Origin of the sequence: Pseudophaeobacter arcticus DSM 23566, from assembly GCF_000473205.1 — a bacterium.
Lineage (GTDB): Bacteria > Pseudomonadota > Alphaproteobacteria > Rhodobacterales > Rhodobacteraceae > Pseudophaeobacter > Pseudophaeobacter arcticus.
In genome coordinates this window covers 3,692,624-3,707,575 of record NZ_KI421507.1, presented here as the reverse complement: position 1 = coordinate 3,707,575, position 14,952 = coordinate 3,692,624, and the positions used below count along the sequence as shown (strand labels likewise).

Annotated in this window: 16 protein-coding genes; 10 read left to right on the top strand and 6 right to left on the bottom strand. The window is 59.2% G+C overall.

The window, feature by feature from the left end:
* The first annotated feature begins 20 nt into the window (after positions 1–20).
* The 3 genes from ARCT_RS0122435 (at position 21) to ARCT_RS0122425 (ending at position 2,448) form a co-directional block, all read left to right on the top strand.
* Positions 21–638, top strand: coding sequence for an SCO family protein (locus tag ARCT_RS0122435; protein WP_027242087.1), 618 nt, complete (start codon positions 21–23; stop codon positions 636–638).
* A 95-nt stretch (positions 639–733) separates the two neighbouring features.
* The gene (locus ARCT_RS0122430) at positions 734–1,288 is read left to right on the top strand and encodes an ActR/PrrA/RegA family redox response regulator transcription factor (RefSeq protein ID WP_027242086.1); all 555 of its coding nucleotides are present in this window, start codon (positions 734–736) and stop codon (positions 1,286–1,288) included.
* Positions 1,289–1,296: 8 nt separating this feature from the next.
* Positions 1,297–2,448 (top strand): glycosyltransferase family 61 protein, encoded by a 1,152-nt coding sequence (locus tag ARCT_RS0122425; protein ID WP_027242085.1) that lies wholly within the window; start codon positions 1,297–1,299, stop codon positions 2,446–2,448.
* A 48-nt stretch (positions 2,449–2,496) separates the two neighbouring features.
* Here the strand turns inward: ARCT_RS0122425 and ARCT_RS0122420 are convergent, their stop codons facing one another.
* A complete protein-coding gene (locus tag ARCT_RS0122420) occupies positions 2,497–3,093 on the bottom strand; it encodes an HD domain-containing protein (RefSeq protein WP_027242084.1) in 597 nt (198 codons plus the stop codon).
* 269 nt (positions 3,094–3,362) lie between these two features.
* On the opposite strand from ARCT_RS0122420, the gene ARCT_RS0122410 reads away from it, so the two are divergent.
* From ARCT_RS0122410 to ARCT_RS0122395, 3 genes are all read left to right on the top strand, one after another.
* On the top strand, positions 3,363–3,677 hold the full coding sequence (locus ARCT_RS0122410; RefSeq protein ID WP_027242082.1) for a hypothetical protein: 315 nt from the start codon (positions 3,363–3,365) through the stop codon (positions 3,675–3,677).
* Positions 3,678–3,796: 119 nt separating this feature from the next.
* The gene (gene ahcY / locus ARCT_RS0122405) at positions 3,797–5,188 is read left to right on the top strand and encodes an adenosylhomocysteinase (RefSeq protein ID WP_027242081.1); all 1,392 of its coding nucleotides are present in this window, start codon (positions 3,797–3,799) and stop codon (positions 5,186–5,188) included.
* A 348-nt stretch (positions 5,189–5,536) separates the two neighbouring features.
* Entirely contained in the window at positions 5,537–5,878 is a 342-nt protein-coding gene (locus ARCT_RS0122395) for a DUF2853 family protein (RefSeq protein ID WP_027242079.1), read from the top strand.
* Between the two features lie 337 nt (positions 5,879–6,215).
* Here ARCT_RS0122395 and ARCT_RS0122385 read toward each other — a convergent pair whose 3' ends face one another.
* From ARCT_RS0122385 to tsaD, 5 genes are all read right to left on the bottom strand, one after another.
* On the bottom strand, positions 6,216–6,611 hold the full coding sequence (locus ARCT_RS0122385) for a DUF1761 domain-containing protein (protein WP_027242078.1): 396 nt from the start codon (positions 6,609–6,611) through the stop codon (positions 6,216–6,218).
* Positions 6,612–6,680: 69 nt separating this feature from the next.
* A complete protein-coding gene (locus ARCT_RS0122380) occupies positions 6,681–7,103 on the bottom strand; it encodes an EVE domain-containing protein (protein WP_027242077.1) in 423 nt (140 codons plus the stop codon).
* Positions 7,103–7,375, bottom strand: a complete 273-nt coding sequence (locus tag ARCT_RS0122375; RefSeq protein ID WP_027242076.1) for a YciI family protein — start codon at positions 7,373–7,375, stop codon at positions 7,103–7,105. The genes ARCT_RS0122380 and ARCT_RS0122375 overlap by 1 nt, the downstream gene beginning before the upstream one ends.
* Position 7,376: 1 nt before the next feature.
* A complete protein-coding gene (locus tag ARCT_RS0122370) occupies positions 7,377–8,339 on the bottom strand; it encodes an NAD(P)H-dependent glycerol-3-phosphate dehydrogenase (RefSeq protein ID WP_027242075.1) in 963 nt (320 codons plus the stop codon).
* Entirely contained in the window at positions 8,336–9,433 is a 1,098-nt protein-coding gene (gene tsaD / locus ARCT_RS0122365; protein WP_027242074.1) for a tRNA (adenosine(37)-N6)-threonylcarbamoyltransferase complex transferase subunit TsaD, read from the bottom strand. Before tsaD ends, ARCT_RS0122370 begins: the two co-directional genes overlap by 4 nt.
* A gap of 75 nt (positions 9,434–9,508) precedes the next feature.
* On the opposite strand from tsaD, the gene ARCT_RS0122360 reads away from it, so the two are divergent.
* The 4 genes from ARCT_RS0122360 to ARCT_RS0122345 all read left to right on the top strand — a co-directional run bounded on the left by ARCT_RS0122360 (position 9,509) and on the right by ARCT_RS0122345 (position 14,942).
* A complete protein-coding gene (locus tag ARCT_RS0122360; RefSeq protein WP_051360960.1) occupies positions 9,509–10,273 on the top strand; it encodes a uroporphyrinogen-III synthase in 765 nt (254 codons plus the stop codon).
* A 54-nt stretch (positions 10,274–10,327) separates the two neighbouring features.
* Positions 10,328–11,632, top strand: coding sequence for a COG4223 family protein (locus tag ARCT_RS0122355; RefSeq protein ID WP_027242072.1), 1,305 nt, complete (start codon positions 10,328–10,330; stop codon positions 11,630–11,632).
* 10 nt (positions 11,633–11,642) lie between these two features.
* Positions 11,643–13,145 carry a heme biosynthesis protein HemY gene (locus ARCT_RS0122350; RefSeq protein ID WP_027242071.1) on the top strand — a complete coding sequence of 501 codons (1,503 nt, stop codon included), beginning with the start codon at positions 11,643–11,645 and terminating at the stop codon, positions 13,143–13,145.
* Between the two features lie 174 nt (positions 13,146–13,319).
* Positions 13,320–14,942, top strand: a complete 1,623-nt coding sequence (locus tag ARCT_RS0122345; protein WP_027242070.1) for a GMC family oxidoreductase — start codon at positions 13,320–13,322, stop codon at positions 14,940–14,942.
* The last annotated feature ends 10 nt before the right edge of the window (positions 14,943–14,952 follow it).

Sequence of the window (14,952 nt, the reverse complement as noted above, 5' to 3'; positions counted from 1 at the left end):
TTAACCAAAAGTGTGATCACATGGCCCGTCTTTATTCAATTCTCGCTGTCGCATTTGTCGCCGCTCTGGCTGGTGGCACCTGGTTTTTAACGCGTGGTGGTGAGGCGGATCAGTTCGCCCAGTGCCGTGGCAGCACGATTGCCAGCGGTGGCGACGCCATTGGCGGCCCGTTTGAACTGATCAACAGCAAGGGCGAGACGGTGACCGACACCAAGGTCTTTACCGAACCGTCGATCCTGTATTTTGGCTATACGTTCTGCCCGGATGTCTGCCCGCTGGATGTCTCGCGCAATGCCGAGGCCATTGATGTGCTGGCTGAACGCGGCATCAGCGCCACGCCGGTTTTTGTCTCCATCGACCCCGAGCGCGACACCCCCGAAGTGGTGGGCGATTTTGCCCATAACATGCATGAAAAGATGATCGGCCTGACTGGATCTTTGGAGCAGATCAAGGCAGCGAGCCGGGCCTACAAAACCTATTTCAAGCGCCAGCCCGGCGATGAAGACTATTATCTGGTGGATCACTCGACCTTTGCCTATCTGGTGCTTCCCGAGATTGGCTTTGTCGATTTCTTCCGCCGTGATGAAACCCCCGAACAGATTGCGGACAAGGTCAGCTGCTTTGTCGAAAACATGTAACAACGGACGAGCTGTTTGACCTTCCTGGCCGGGTCGCTAGTATCAAATTCAAGAATGTGCTTATAAATACGCGCAAAATTGGCGGAGAACCGGGCATGGCCGAGAATGCACTGCAGGACATTGGACCAGACAAGTCACTTTTGCTTGTCGATGATGACGAACCTTTTCTGCGGCGTTTGGCCAAGGCTATGGAAAAACGCGGGTTTGAAGTGGAAACCGCCGGTTCAGTCGCCGGCGGCCGCGCTATCGCCACCGCCCGCCCCCCGGCCTTTGCCGTGGTTGATCTGCGGCTGGAGGATGGCAATGGGCTGGATGTGGTCGAAGTGCTGCGTGAAAAACGCCCCGACAGCCGGGTTGTGGTCCTGACCGGATATGGCGCCATTGCCACCGCAGTTGCTGCTGTCAAAATTGGCGCGACGGACTATCTGTCCAAACCAGCGGATGCGGCGGATATCATGAATGCGCTGCTGAGCGGTGATGATGAGTTGCCGCCGCCGCCCGAAAACCCGATGAGCGCTGACCGGGTCAGGTGGGAACACATCCAACGTATTTATGAGCTGTGTGACCGCAATGTTTCCGAGACCGCGCGGCGGCTCAATATGCACCGCCGGACGCTGCAGCGCATTCTGGCAAAACGCAGCCCCCGGTAAGAATCAGCATGTCACAAAACGCAAGCGCACCGGAGATAGATCCGGATGGCCAGCCTCTGCCCACGGGGGGCTGGTCCGAAGAGATGCTGACCCTGGTGGATGCCTGCGTGGTGCCCCCCAAGATCAGCGCCCTGGTGCAGCCTGCGGGGGTTCTTTATGCGGATGGCAGCTATTGCCCAGAGGCGGCGCTTTGGCGCAAGTTTCGCCCCATTTCCATTGAACCGGAGCGGCCAGCAAGGGTCAGGGAGACCCTACAGGGTCGTTGGCTCTGGGGCGGGGTGCTTTGGGCACATTTTGGCCATTTCCTGGTGGAAAGCTCTTCGCGTCTGTGGGCTTTGCCCAGTGTCGAAGCGGATATCAAAGGGATCATATTTATCCCCAAACGCCCCAAAGTGGGGAAAGAGGTACGTGGCTACCACCGCGAATTTCTGTCGCTGTTTGGCTCTGATCTGCCAATACGGGTGGTCGACAGGCCAACCCGCGTCGAAGAGCTGGTGGTGCCGGGGCAGGGCTTTGGCCTGGGTAAGATCACCGTGGGGACGCGCAAGTTTCGCCGCACGGTGCATGACCGTTTTGCCAGCCATATAGAGGCCGAAGGCCCGGAAAAGATCTATATCTCTCGCTCTAAACTTGGCCTCGGCAAAGGCGGGCTTTTGGGCGAGGAACAGCTGGAAACCCTGTTAGAGGCCGAAGGCTATGAGGTTTTTCATCCCCAGGAACACAGTCTTACGGTTCAGGTGGCCCGCTACAAGGCCGCCAAAAAGGTGATTGCCGCCGATGGATCAGCCCTGCATCTTTTTGCCATGGTTGGTCGGCCAGATCAGCAGGTGGCGATGATCCTGCGGCGCAGCTCTGGCGCCAACAACCTGTTGGCAAAGCATGTTGAGAGTTTTTGCAAATGCAACCCAGTGGTGATTGGCGGGCTGCGCGCCGAATGGGTGCCTGAAAAAGGCGGAAAATCCAACCGGCTGAGCTTTGGTGAGTTGAATCACCAGATTATCGGCGAAACCCTGTCGCGCCTTGGTTTTATCGCAGAAACAGCCGAATGGCAGGCCTTGTCCGAGGCTGAGCGCAACCAAATTTTGGAAGAAAAAGGTCTCGGCGGGCAGAATGGCTTTGTCGAGGCCAAGCCAAAGAAGAAGCGTAACAAGGCCTCCTGATCCAGAGGTTTTTGCGCTGTCAAAGCCGCCTGACCGGAGCTTTGGCCGTCACAGACGGCTCAACAGATCCGCATGGCGGGCGACAAAGGCCTGACGGACCTGCAGGGGCGGGCGCAGATCAATGGCCAGCCCGGCGATCACTTCGCTTTTGGGCCGACCAAACAGCTTGTTGGCCTCGGTTTCGGAAAACCCGGCGATCTGCACCGCCTCCATCCAGGCGCTTACCTTATCCGCCCGTTTGATCTGCGCCTTGATGGTTTTGGGCAGTTGGGCAGGCAGGCCAAATTTGATGTGAATGGCTGAGGTCAGGCGCTGGTCAAGCTCGCTATAGCCCGGCCCCACGGCTGCTTTCACCGGAGAGATCATATCGCCGATGACATATTCAGGTGCATCATGCAGCAGGGCTGCCAGCTGCCATTTCACCGGAGCCTTGGGATACATGCGCGAAAACAGCACCTCTACCAGCAGCGAATGTTCTGCCACCGAATAGGCAAAATCACCGCGCGTCTGGCCGTTCCAGCGGGCCACAAAGGCCAACCCATGGGCGATATCGCTGATTTCGATATCCATCGGCGTTGGATCCAGCAGATCCAGACGACGACCAGAAAGCATACGTTGCCAGGCGCGGGCGGGTTTAGGGGGCATCGGGCGAAATTCCGGTGATCAACAGACCTTCTCTGCCTATCTGTTTGGTGGCCCGGAGGTAAACCGCGAAGCGCAGCAAAGCCGGATTTTTGCCGCTAATTGCCTGGGTGTTTGGCTGCCTGGCGCCAGGGGTTCCGACGCAAAGGTGATCCGCCGTGAGATTGAAAATCCCGACCAAAGTCCTAAGTTATATACCATGGCAGGGGTGTTATCCACCCGGAGTAAGCACCCCTAGAGCTGAGAGAAACCTCAACAAATAGGAGCTTATCATGTTTAAACGTCTCTTCTCATCCGCTTTGGTCTTTGGCATGGCTGCAATGGCACCGCCTGCCTTGGCCGTAACCTGTGCGCCGCGCGAAGGGTTGGTGCAACACTTGCAAACCGCCTTTTCCGAAAGCCTGTCATCGGCTGGCCTGCAGAACTCCCAGCCTGTTGATACGATGATCGAGATCTGGAGTTCCGCTGATAACGGGACCTTTACCGTGCTGGTGACCTATCCTTCGGGTATCAGTTGTATCGTCGCCGCCGGTCAGAATTATTTCAACGTGACAACGTCGGGGTCCCAGTCCGGATTGCCAAGCTGATGGCGGATGTTCCGTAACCGCTTCGTCATTTCATCACAGCTGCCATCTTCGTTGCTTCTAAACCTTTGCGGTGTTACTTGCTGCGCTCAAGCGAACTCGTAACCTGAATGGAGCGGACCATGGCCGAGGATTATATTGTAAAAGACATTGCGTTGGCTGAATTTGGCCGCAAAGAACTGGACATCGCGGAAACCGAAATGCCGGGCCTGATGTCGCTGCGTGCTGAATACGGTGAAGAAAAGCCGCTGAAAGGCGCGCGCATCGTCGGCTCGCTGCATATGACCATTCAGACAGCTGTTTTGATTGAAACTCTGGTGGCGCTGGGCGCCGATGTGCGCTGGGCCTCCTGCAACATCTTTTCGACCCAGGATCACGCGGCTGCGGCCATCGCAGCCGGTGGCACACCGGTTTTTGCCATCAAGGGCCAGAGCCTAGTTGAGCATTGGGACTACCTGGACAGATCCTTCATGTTCCCCGAAGGCGCCAACCTGATCCTCGACGATGGCGGCGATGCGACACTCTATGTGCTGCTGGGGGCCCGTGTTGAGGCCGGCGAAACCGATCTGATCGAAATGCCAACTTCGGAAGAAGAAGAAGCCATCTTTGCCCAGATCAAAAAGCGTATGGCGGCAAGCCCCGGCTGGTTCACCAAGACCCGCGAAGCCATCCTGGGTGTTTCCGAGGAAACCACCACCGGTGTGCACCGTCTTTATGAACTGCAGAAAAATGGCCAGCTGCCCTTCCCTGCGATCAACGTGAATGATTCGGTCACCAAGTCGAAGTTCGACAACAAATACGGCTGTAAGGAATCGCTGGTTGACGGTATCCGCCGCGCCACCGACACCATGATGGCCGGCAAGGTTGCCGTGGTCTGTGGCTATGGCGATGTTGGCAAAGGCTCTGCGGCCTCGCTGTCCGGCGTCGGCGCCCGCGTCAAAGTCACCGAAGTTGACCCGATCTGCGCCCTGCAGGCCGCCATGGACGGTTTTGAAGTTGTGCGCCTGGAAGATGTCGTTGCCAGCGCCGATATCTTTATCACCACCACCGGCAACAAGGATGTGATCCGCATCGAGCACATGCGCGAGATGAAGGACATGGCGATCGTTGGCAACATCGGCCACTTTGACAACGAAATTCAGGTCGCAAGCCTGAAGAACCACAAGTGGACCAACATCAAAGAACAGGTCGACATGATCGAGATGCCCTCGGGCAGCCGTCTGATCCTGCTTTCTGAGGGTCGTTTGCTGAACCTCGGCAATGCCACCGGTCATCCGTCCTTTGTGATGTCGGCCTCCTTCACCAACCAGGTTCTGGCTCAGATCGAGCTGTGGCTGCGCGGCGACGAGTACAAAAACGAGGTCTACATCCTGCCCAAGCATCTGGATGAAAAAGTTGCCCGCCTGCACCTGGAGCGTATTGGCGTGAAACTGTCGACATTGAGCCCAGAGCAGGCCGCCTACATTGGTGTGACCCCAGAAGGCCCCTTCAAGCCCGAGCATTACCGCTACTAAGATCTGATCCAGATCCGGGTAAAGGCGCCATCCAAGGGAAACCTTGGGTGGCGTTTTGCGTTACTCGGCACCCCCAAGTTTATCCCATGTTTATACTGTTCGCCCTCTATCTTCTGGATCGGCTGGACCTCTGAATCCAAATACCCGATTGCGATGCCTCTGTTGCTTGGCACCATGTTTGACCTCTACGCAGATCCTGCTCAGTATCGCAACGGGCGCTGGTCGCGGTCAGCGGGGAAAAGCCAGCGAATCTTTTCCTTTGTCTCTTGGGTTTCAGGCGTTAGGCTTTTGTTAAGCTGCTACTATTTTGCAACTTTGATCAACCTGACATGGAGCTGGAGACCTTTTATGGGCAAAAGAGATGACCTGATCGCACAATACGCTGATGATCTGAAAAACAAATGCGGTATGGAAGCCGATATGGACCTGTTGACCAAGGTCACCATTGGTTGTGGTCCTGCGATCTATAACGCGGATGCCTCCACCGTAGCTTCCAGCCAGGAGAGCGAGCTGGAAACTGTCAAAGACAACTTCCTGATCAAAAAACTGGGTCTGGCGGACGGGCCAGAGCTGATGGAAGCCATTGGCAAAGTCGTCGAGATCTATGGCAAGTCCGAGCGCAATAAATATCGCGCAGTCGTTTACTATATGCTTACCAAGCATTTTGGCAAAGAAGCCGTCTACGGCTGAGCCGAGTTCAAAAAACACGAAGGTCTAACTACCGGTTTTCATTTGGAAATATTAGGTTTTTTAGGCTTCAAACACTCGGCAAAATTGCCGGGTGTTTTGCATTTGAATGGTATTGTCCGCGCATAGGGTTTGCCAAAACAACCGTAAGCAGGCTATCAAAGATATACCAGCCAGGACGGCTAGGACGGAATTTTCATACGCGTGTGGTGGATTGTGGAGCACGCGGGGTGGAAGGGAAGATCCTACTGTTCAGTTGGATCTTCCCTTTTTTTATTTTGGACCTCCAGAGGCCGATCTTTGACAGCCAAGTCTAGGTTGCGGGTGCCGGGTATGATGGTCAGAACAGTGACAGCACCAGGCCAATCGCAGCGCAGGCCAGCGTGGCATAGCCACCATCAATCAGCGTCAGTTTGACCGGGCGGCCTGCGTATAGGTTGTTCAGCGCAATCCAGGGCGTGATGAAAAACAACCCCACGCCAAGACCAGCAACCAGACCTGATCCCGCGCTGCTAATCCCCGACAGGGCAAAGACATGGCGCATCATGCCGGCCACAATCAGCTGCAGACAAAAGCTGAGCGCAAATATCGCCGGGGTCTGGCTGCTTTCAGGTTTGCCATCGGTGCCACGCTTGATGCCGGCGGCGACCATCCAGGGCTCTGCCAGGATCCCGTAATAGACCGCGCCCAGGGCAAACCCCGCAAGCGTTGCAGCCAAAACATTGAGTATTTCCATTTCTTCCTCCCAGTCTTCTCACCGGTCTAGCTTTGGATCCTGTCTTTGGATCACAACCAGACTGGCAGATCAGTCCGGATCTGTCTGCCCCAATGCGCAGACCAGCTGCCATTCCTCGAGGCTGACAGGCTGCACCGACAAGCGGGAGCTCTTGACCAGACTCATCTCTGCCAGGCGAGGGTCGGCCTTGATCTGCTCCAATGTCACAGGCTGGGTAAAGCTGCGTATTGCCTTGATATCCACACAGTCCCAGCGGTCGTCATCGGTGCTGCTGTCGGGATGTGCCTGCGCACAGACCTCAACGATACCCACCACCGCTTTTTCCTTTTGCGAATGATAGAAAAAGCCCCGGTCGCCCAGGGCCATCTGGCGCATGAAGTTACGCGCCTGGTAATTGCGCACGCCGTCCCATTCTTCGCCTTGTTCGCCCTTGTCGATCTGGTCTTGCCAGCTCCAGGTCGAAGGTTCCGATTTGAACAGCCAATAGCGCATCAGCCGATGACTTTCTTCCAGGTGATCAGCTCGACCGACTCAAACAAGTTGGCCTTATTGTAGGGGTCACCTGCGGCCCAGGCCTCACCGGCAGCCATATCCTCAACCTCGAGGATAACCAGCGATCCAGCCATCTCGCCGTTTTGGTCCAGCAGCGGTCCTGCCTGCGCCACAACGCCGGTTTCTTCGATATAGGCAAGGTGTGCCGCGCGATTGTCGACACGGGTTTGCAGGTGACCGGGTTTGTCGCGGGCGATCAGGGCAATCAGCATTTTATTCCTCTTTCAAAGGGCGTGCCAGCAGTTGAGCGCTGGCAGTGGCAATCGTCAAGTCACCATTCAGTAATCCAACGACAGTCTCGGTCAGGGGCATATCCAGCCCCATGGTTTTTGCCTTGGCGGCGGTGGCGCGGGCGGTGGCGGCACCTTCGACGGTGATGTTTGGGTCAAACCCGTCGCCCCGGCCGATGGCCAGCCCCAATTGATAGTTGCGTGACAGGGTTGAACTGCAGGTCAGGGTGAGATCGCCAAAGCCTGAGAGCCCGGCCAGGGTTTCCGGTTTAGCCCCACAGGCCAGCGCCATGCGCTGCATTTCGGCATAGCCTCGCGTCATCAGGGCGGCGCGGGCGCTCTCGCCCAGCCCGGCGCCAATTACCGCGCCACAGGCAATGGCGATGATGTTCTTCAATGCGCCGCCCAGCTCGGCGCCGCTGGTGTCGGTGGTGCGGTAGAGCCGCAGATTGGCGGTGGTGAGCTGCTGTTGCAGCTGGCGGCCCAGCTCGGCATCAGCGCAGGCCAGGGTCAGGGCGGTTGGCAGGCCACGGGCGATATCGGCGGCAAAACTTGGGCCGGTCAGCAAGGCGGGTTTGGCGCTGGGCAGGACTTCGGTGATCACCGCAATGGGGCCAAGGCCGGTTTTCAGCTCAATCCCCTTGCAGCAGGCCACCAGCACCTTTCCCGCCAAATCGGCGCGATGGGTTTCCAGGGTCAGGCGCAGTTTCTGCATCGGAACCGCCAGCAGCAGCACCTCGGCCTGGGCGGCGGTGGCAAAGTCGCTGGTCAGTGCCAGATCCGCAGGCAGTGGGATGTCTGGCAGCCGGGTCGTGTTGCAACGCTGCCTTTGCATCTGCGCCACATGGGCGCTGTCGCGCGCCCATAGGGTGACCGGTGTTTCCTTGATCAGGGAAATGGCCAGAGCGGTGCCAAAGGCCCCGGCGCCAAGCACGGAAACACTCATGCCTTGGCTCCTTTGCGGCCGGATCCCAGCATGGCGGGGCTGGTTTGATCCAGTGGCCAGCGGGGGCGGGCGGTCAGATCCATGCCGTCACGCGCCCCGGCGCGGAACCGCTCGAGACCAGCATAGGCGATCATCGCGGCATTATCCGTGCACAGCGCTAGCGGAGGGGCGGTAAAACTGGTGTTCAGCTCGTCACAAACAGTCTCTAACGCGGCACGAATGGCAGTATTTGCCGCCACACCACCCGCCACGGCCAATGTTGGTGTGGCAGGATTTTCCGCCAGGTAAATGGCCAATGCCCGACGGGTTTTGGAGGCCAGGACATCGGCCACAGCAGCCTGAAACCCGGCGCAAAGATCGGCGCGATCCTGCCGCGTCAGGCCGGATTTTTCTTCGACAATCTGATCGCGCATCCGCATCAGCGCGGTTTTCAGCCCGGAAAAGGACAGGTTGCAATCCTGCCGTTGGATCAGCGGACGGGGAAAGCGAAAGCGTTTGGGATCGCCCATTTCGGCCTCTTTTTGCACCGCAGGACCACCGGGTTGCGGCAGGCCCAGCAGCCGCGCGGTTTTATCAAAGGCCTCGCCCGGGGCGTCATCAATGGTGCCGCCCAGACGGGTGAAATCCTCTGGGCCGCGGGCGATCAGATATTGGCAGTGACCGCCAGAGACCAGCAGCATCAGATAGGGATAGGCCACATCATCGGTCAGTCGCGGGGTCAGGGCATGACCGGCCAAATGGTTGACCCCAACCAGCGGCAGGCCCGTGGCCGCGGCGATGCCTTTGGCGCACATCACGCCAGACATCACCCCGCCAATCAGCCCCGGCCCGGCGGTGACGGCGATGGCATCAAGTTCCTGCAGGGTCACCCCGGCAGCCTCCAGCGCATCTATAACGCAGAGGTCCAGTTTTTCGGCATGGGCGCGGGCGGCAATCTCGGGGACAACGCCACCAAAGGCGCTGTGCAGTTCGGTCTGGCCAAAGACAATGGAAGAAAGCACCTGGGCGCGTTTACCCGGCTCTTGCCGCACCACGGCGGCGGCGGTATCGTCACAGCTGCTTTCCAGCCCCAAAAGTGTCAGGCTTTGTGTCATGGTCTACCCGTTGCATCAGATTGCTGGTGGAGCTAGCACCTATGGGTGCTGCAAACAATCCCAGGAGCCCAAAGCATGAGTGACGCCCCGGTCTTTAGCAGCCGCGCTGAACCGCCAAAGGTCGCCCTGTTGATGACGCGACCACAGGAGGGCTCTTTGCGGTTTGTGGCACAGCTGCCTGCAAAGATCCTGGCGCATCTAGAGGTGATTCATGCGCCGCTGATGCAGGTGACGCCGTTTGGTGCAGAGGTTGATCTCACGGGCTACCAGGGCGTAATTTTCACCTCTGCCAATGGGGTGTCTGCCGCCCGCAGCGCGCCCACCGTGCTGCCAGCCTTTTGTGTTGGGCAGCGCACGACCCAAGCGGCTGAACAGGCAGGGTGGAAGGCGCAGTATTGTGGCGCGTCCGCAGCAGAGCTGATCGCGCATCTTGCCAAGGTCAGACCCGCCACGCCCCTGTTGCACCTGCATGGGCGCCATACCCGTGGCGATATCGCCCAAACCCTGTCTGCGGCAGGTCTGCCCTGTGAGGGGCAGATGATCTACGATCAGCAACTCTTGTCGCCAAGTGATGAGGCAACGCAGCGCATATTGGCGCAAGATGCGGTGATTGCGCCGCTTTTTTCACCGCGGACTGCGCGGCATTTTGCCTGTCTGGGGCTGGATCAAGTTAATTTGTCTTTGATTGCGTTAAGTCAGGCCGTGGCGGCTGAGCTGAAGGGCTTGAACTACAAGGACCTGCAGGTAAGTAAGACGCCAGATGCCAACAGTATGGCTGTGATGGTCCGTGATGCCGCAGTTCGTTTGGCGCACCTTGAGGGTGGCAATCCGGCACAGTAGGGTCGGGGGCATTGTAGGGCGTTTAGGTGATTTGAGAATCGAGGGGAGGCCGGTGTGGCTGACAAGACAACTGCGGATGACGTGACCAAGCCTGCGGCTGGTACGCAGGACCCTGGGGCAAAAGAGGCACCAATCTCTGAGACAGAGAACCCGGTTGCCGAGGATCAGATCACATCCGAGGGGGTTGATCAGGACGCGGAAGACGCGGTGATCTCCTCTGAGACTGAGACTGAGACTGAGACTGAGACTGAGACTTCAGAAGATCCCGTCGAGGCCGAAGACCAGGGAGACGTGCCTTCAGACCTGGCCGCGCAATCTGCACCTCAGCCCGAAATTGAACGCATAATCGAAAAACGCGGTGGATTCGGCTCGGCGCTCCTTGGTGGAGCCGTGGCGGCTGTCTTAGGCTTTGTTGTTGGCCAGGGCGGGCTTCTCAACGCGGTATTGCCGAGCAGCCTGCAGGGATCCGCTGCTTTTGATCAGGCCTCTTATGAGGCCGACATGGTGGCCCATGCAAAGGAACAAGCAGCTTTGAAAGCGCAGCTTGCCGCACTGCAGGGGCAACTTGGCAGCCTTGATCAGGCCGATCTGGCGCCTTTGAAGACACGGCTTGATGAACTTGAAACTACTGTAACAGCCCTGCGCGATGTACCCGCTTCCGGGTCTGCAACTGCAGATGAAATCGCCGCCTTGACCACCCGCTTGGACCAGATTGAATCGCGCCCTCTCACCGATGCCGCCTCCCCCGAGGCGGTCGCCGCCTTTGAGGGCGAGTTGGCCAAGCTGCAACAAAGCCTGGCGACCCAGCGGTCCGAAGTCGAAGAGATGCTGGCGGAGGCCCGTCTCACGGAACAGGCCAGTTTGGAATCGGCGCGCATTGCCTCGGCGCAACTGGCGCTGGCAAAAATCCGCATCTCGCTGGATGCGGGGGGCAGCTATGCGGCGCCACTGGCCGAGTTGCAGGGGCTACAGGTTGCGGTTCCCGCTGATCTGTCTGGTAGCGGCGATGCCGGTGTGACCACGCTGTCTGGCCTGCAGGCCAGCTACCCGGCCCTGGCCCGCGAGGCCCTGGCTCTGGCGCGGCAGGACAGCAAGGAAAGCGGTAGCTTGATGGACTATGTCAATCGCCATCTGGGGGCCCGTTCGGTGACCCCACAAGAGGGCGAGGGGGCGGATGCCGTGCTGTCCCGCGCCGAGGCTGCGTTGCAGTCCGGCTCAATCGTCGATGCGCTGGCTGAGGTAGAGACCCTGCCCGCGCCCGCCCGCGCAGTCTTTGCAGATTGGCTCGCCTCAGCGCAAACGCGTCTGGCAGCGATCGCCGCTGTTGATCAACTGGCCCAAAGCCTGAACGCAAAATAAGGAAGCCGCCATGCTCTGGTCATTGTTGAAAATTCTGGTCTTTGTTGCCCTCGTGGCCTTGCTTGCCTTTGGAGCGAGTATTCTGATGGAAACCGCAGGCGGGGTGCAGATCACCGTTGCGGGCACCGAATACACCCTTGGGGCGCTACAATCCGTGCTGGCGCTGGGCCTGTTGGTCCTGTCGGTCTGGATCTTCCTGAAACTGCTGACCCTGCTGGTCGCCACGCTCAAGTTCCTCAATGGGGACGAAACTGCGATGTCGCGCTACTTTGACAAGGGGCGCGAGCGCAAGGGCTACCAGGCGCTGTCTGATGGCATGATGGCGCTGGCCTCTGGCGAGGGACGTCTGGCGCTGACCAAGGCGTCAAAGGCGGCGCGGTATCTGGATAACCCCGAACTCACCGATCTGTTGACCGCCCAGGCGGCAGAGATGGCCGGGGACACGCACAAGGCGGCAGAGGCCTACAAGCGCTTGCTGAGCAATCAGACCACCCGCTTTGTCGGGGTGCGCGGCATCATGAAGCAAAAACTCTCGGAGGGGGACAGGGATACCGCGCTGCAATTGGCTGAAAAGGCCCTGGCGCTGCGTCCCAAACACGAAGAAGTTCAGGACACCCTGTTGCAGCTTCAGGCCCAGGCCGAGGACTGGGCGGGTGCGCGCAAAACCCTGTCCGCCAAGCTGAAATCCGGCACGCTGCCGCGCGATGTGTTTAAACGTCGCGATGCGGTTCTGGCGCTTTCGGCCTCTCGTGGGATCATCGACGAAGAGGCGACACTCGAGCAGCGCGAGCAGGCGATCGAGGCCAACCGGTTGTCGCCCGATCTGGTTCCGGCGGCGGCGATGGCGGCGCGGGCCTATCTGGCGCAGGGTAAGAAACGCAACGCCGTCAAGGTGCTGAAAAAGGCCTGGGAGGCACAGCCGCACCCGGACCTTGCCCATGTTTTTGCCGAGGTCGAACCAGACGAGACGCCGGCGCAGCGGGTGAAACGCTTTGACCAGCTGGCGCGGTTGAAACCACAGGATGATGAAACCCGGCTGGTCATGGCCGAGCTGCATATCGTTGCCGAAGACTTCCCCGAAGCGCGCCGCGCCCTGGGGGATCTGGTGGAACGGGCGCCGGATGCCCGGGTGCTGACGCTGATGGCGGCAATTGAGAAGGGCGAGGGGGCTGACAATGCGGTGACCCAGGCCTGGCTGGCGCGGGCCCTGACGGCGCCGCGTGGGCCGCAGTGGCTGTGCAGCAACTGTAACCACATCCACGCCGATTGGGCGCCGGTCTGCGAACATTGCACCAGCTTTGACACCCTGAGCTGGCAACGCCCGGAAACCCCAGAGGTGGCCCGCGCCACCGGTGTGCATATGCTGCCACTGATCACCGGCGTGGCTTCTGCGTCCAACGCGGTGTCTGAGGCTGTGGTTGTGCAAGACATTGTTGATGTCGAAGAGCTCGATGCCACCGCCGAGGCTGAGCAGAGCGCCTCGACGGAACAAGACGACTCAGCCAAGGCCTGAGAAGCGTAAACCGGGGACCGCAGTGGCTATCAGGTGCCAGCTGCGGGTCTCTGGACCCATAAGTAACTGGTGCCGTGTGATTTGATATGGTGCTGAATTACGCTGTGTAAGTCTGGACAGATACAGTTGGCTTGGCTCTGCTGAAACCCAATGGGGTGTATGGGGAGGGAAGCAATGCAATTTGATTATGTTATCGTAGGAGGGGGCTCTGCCGGGGCGACTTTGGCGGCGCGGCTGAGCGAAGACACTGCCACCACGGTCTGCCTGATAGAGGCCGGCGGCAAAGGCGACGGTATTCTGGTCCGCGCCCCGGCAGCGGTTGTTGCCATGTTGCCGGGGCGACCCAAGATCAACAACTGGGCCTTTGAAACGGTGCCGCAGCCGGGGCTGAATGGTCGCAAAGGCTATCAACCACGCGGCAAGGGGCTGGGCGGGTCGAGCGCCATCAACGCCATGCTCTATGTCCGTGGTCACGCCAAGGACTACGACGAATGGGCCGATCTGGGCTGCGAGGGGTGGAACTGGGATGCGGTGCTGCCCTATTTCAAGCGCGCCGAGAATAATGAGCGCGGCGGCGATGCGGTACACGGGGGCAGCGGGCCGCTGCAGGTCAGCAACCAGAAATCCCCACGCCCCATCACCCGCGCCTTTGTTGAGGCCGGTCAGGCGCTGCAGATCCGTGAAGTCGCCGATTTCAACGCGGGCGATAACGAGGGCATCGGTGAATACCAGGTCACCCAGTTCCATGCCAAGGACAAGAATGGCGAGCGATGCTCGGCGGCGGCGGCCTATCTGCATCCGGTGATGGACCGCCCCAACCTGACGGTCCTGACCAAAGCCCATGCCACCAGGGTGCTGTTTGAGGGCAAGCGCGCCACTGGCGTCGCCTATCGTCAGGGGGGGCAGGACAAAGAGGTCGCGGCGCGGCGCGAGGTGGTGCTTTGTGGCGGGGCGTTCAATTCGCCGCAACTGTTGCAGCTGTCGGGCGTCGGCCGGGCTGAGGATATCGAGCCACATGGCATCAAGCTGCTGCATGAGCTGCCCGGTGTGGGGCAGAACCTGCAGGACCATCTGGACTTCACTCTGGCCTATAAAAGCAAGGATCGCGATAACTTTGGCATCTCGCTGCCGGGCAGCCTGTCTTTGCTGAAACATATCGCCAACTGGCGGTCTTCAGGCCGGGGCATGATCGCCACCCCCTTTGCCGAGGGCGCCGCCTTTCTCAAGACCGAGAGCCATCTGAAGCGCGCTGATATTCAGCTGCATTTTGTCATCTCAATCGTCGATGATCATGCCCGCAAATTGCATCTGGGGCATGGCTTTAGCTGCCATGTCTGTGTGTTGCGGCCAAAATCGCGCGGCTCGGTTGGGCTGACCTCTGGTGATCCCATGGCGCCGCCACGCATTGACCCGCAGTTCCTGTCAGACCCCGAAGATCTGGCGGTGCTGATCAAGGGTGCGCGCAAGACGCGGCAGCTGATGCAGTCTGCGCCACTGTCGGGCTACATCCACAAAGAACTCTTCATCAAAGAGGAGCCGGATGACGCAGCGTTGGAGCAGCACATCCGGGCGCGCTCGGATACGATTTATCATCCGGTGGGAACCTGTAAGATGGGGCAGGACGACATGGCTGTTGTCGATCCGGAATTGAAGGTGCGGGGCCTGGCGGGGCTGCGCGTTGTTGATGCCTCTGTCATGCCACGGCTGATCGGGGGCAATACCAATGCGCCCACCATTATGATTGCAGAAAAGGCTGCGGATCTGATCCGTGGCCATGCAGCGCTGGCTGCGGAATAATTTGGAGGAG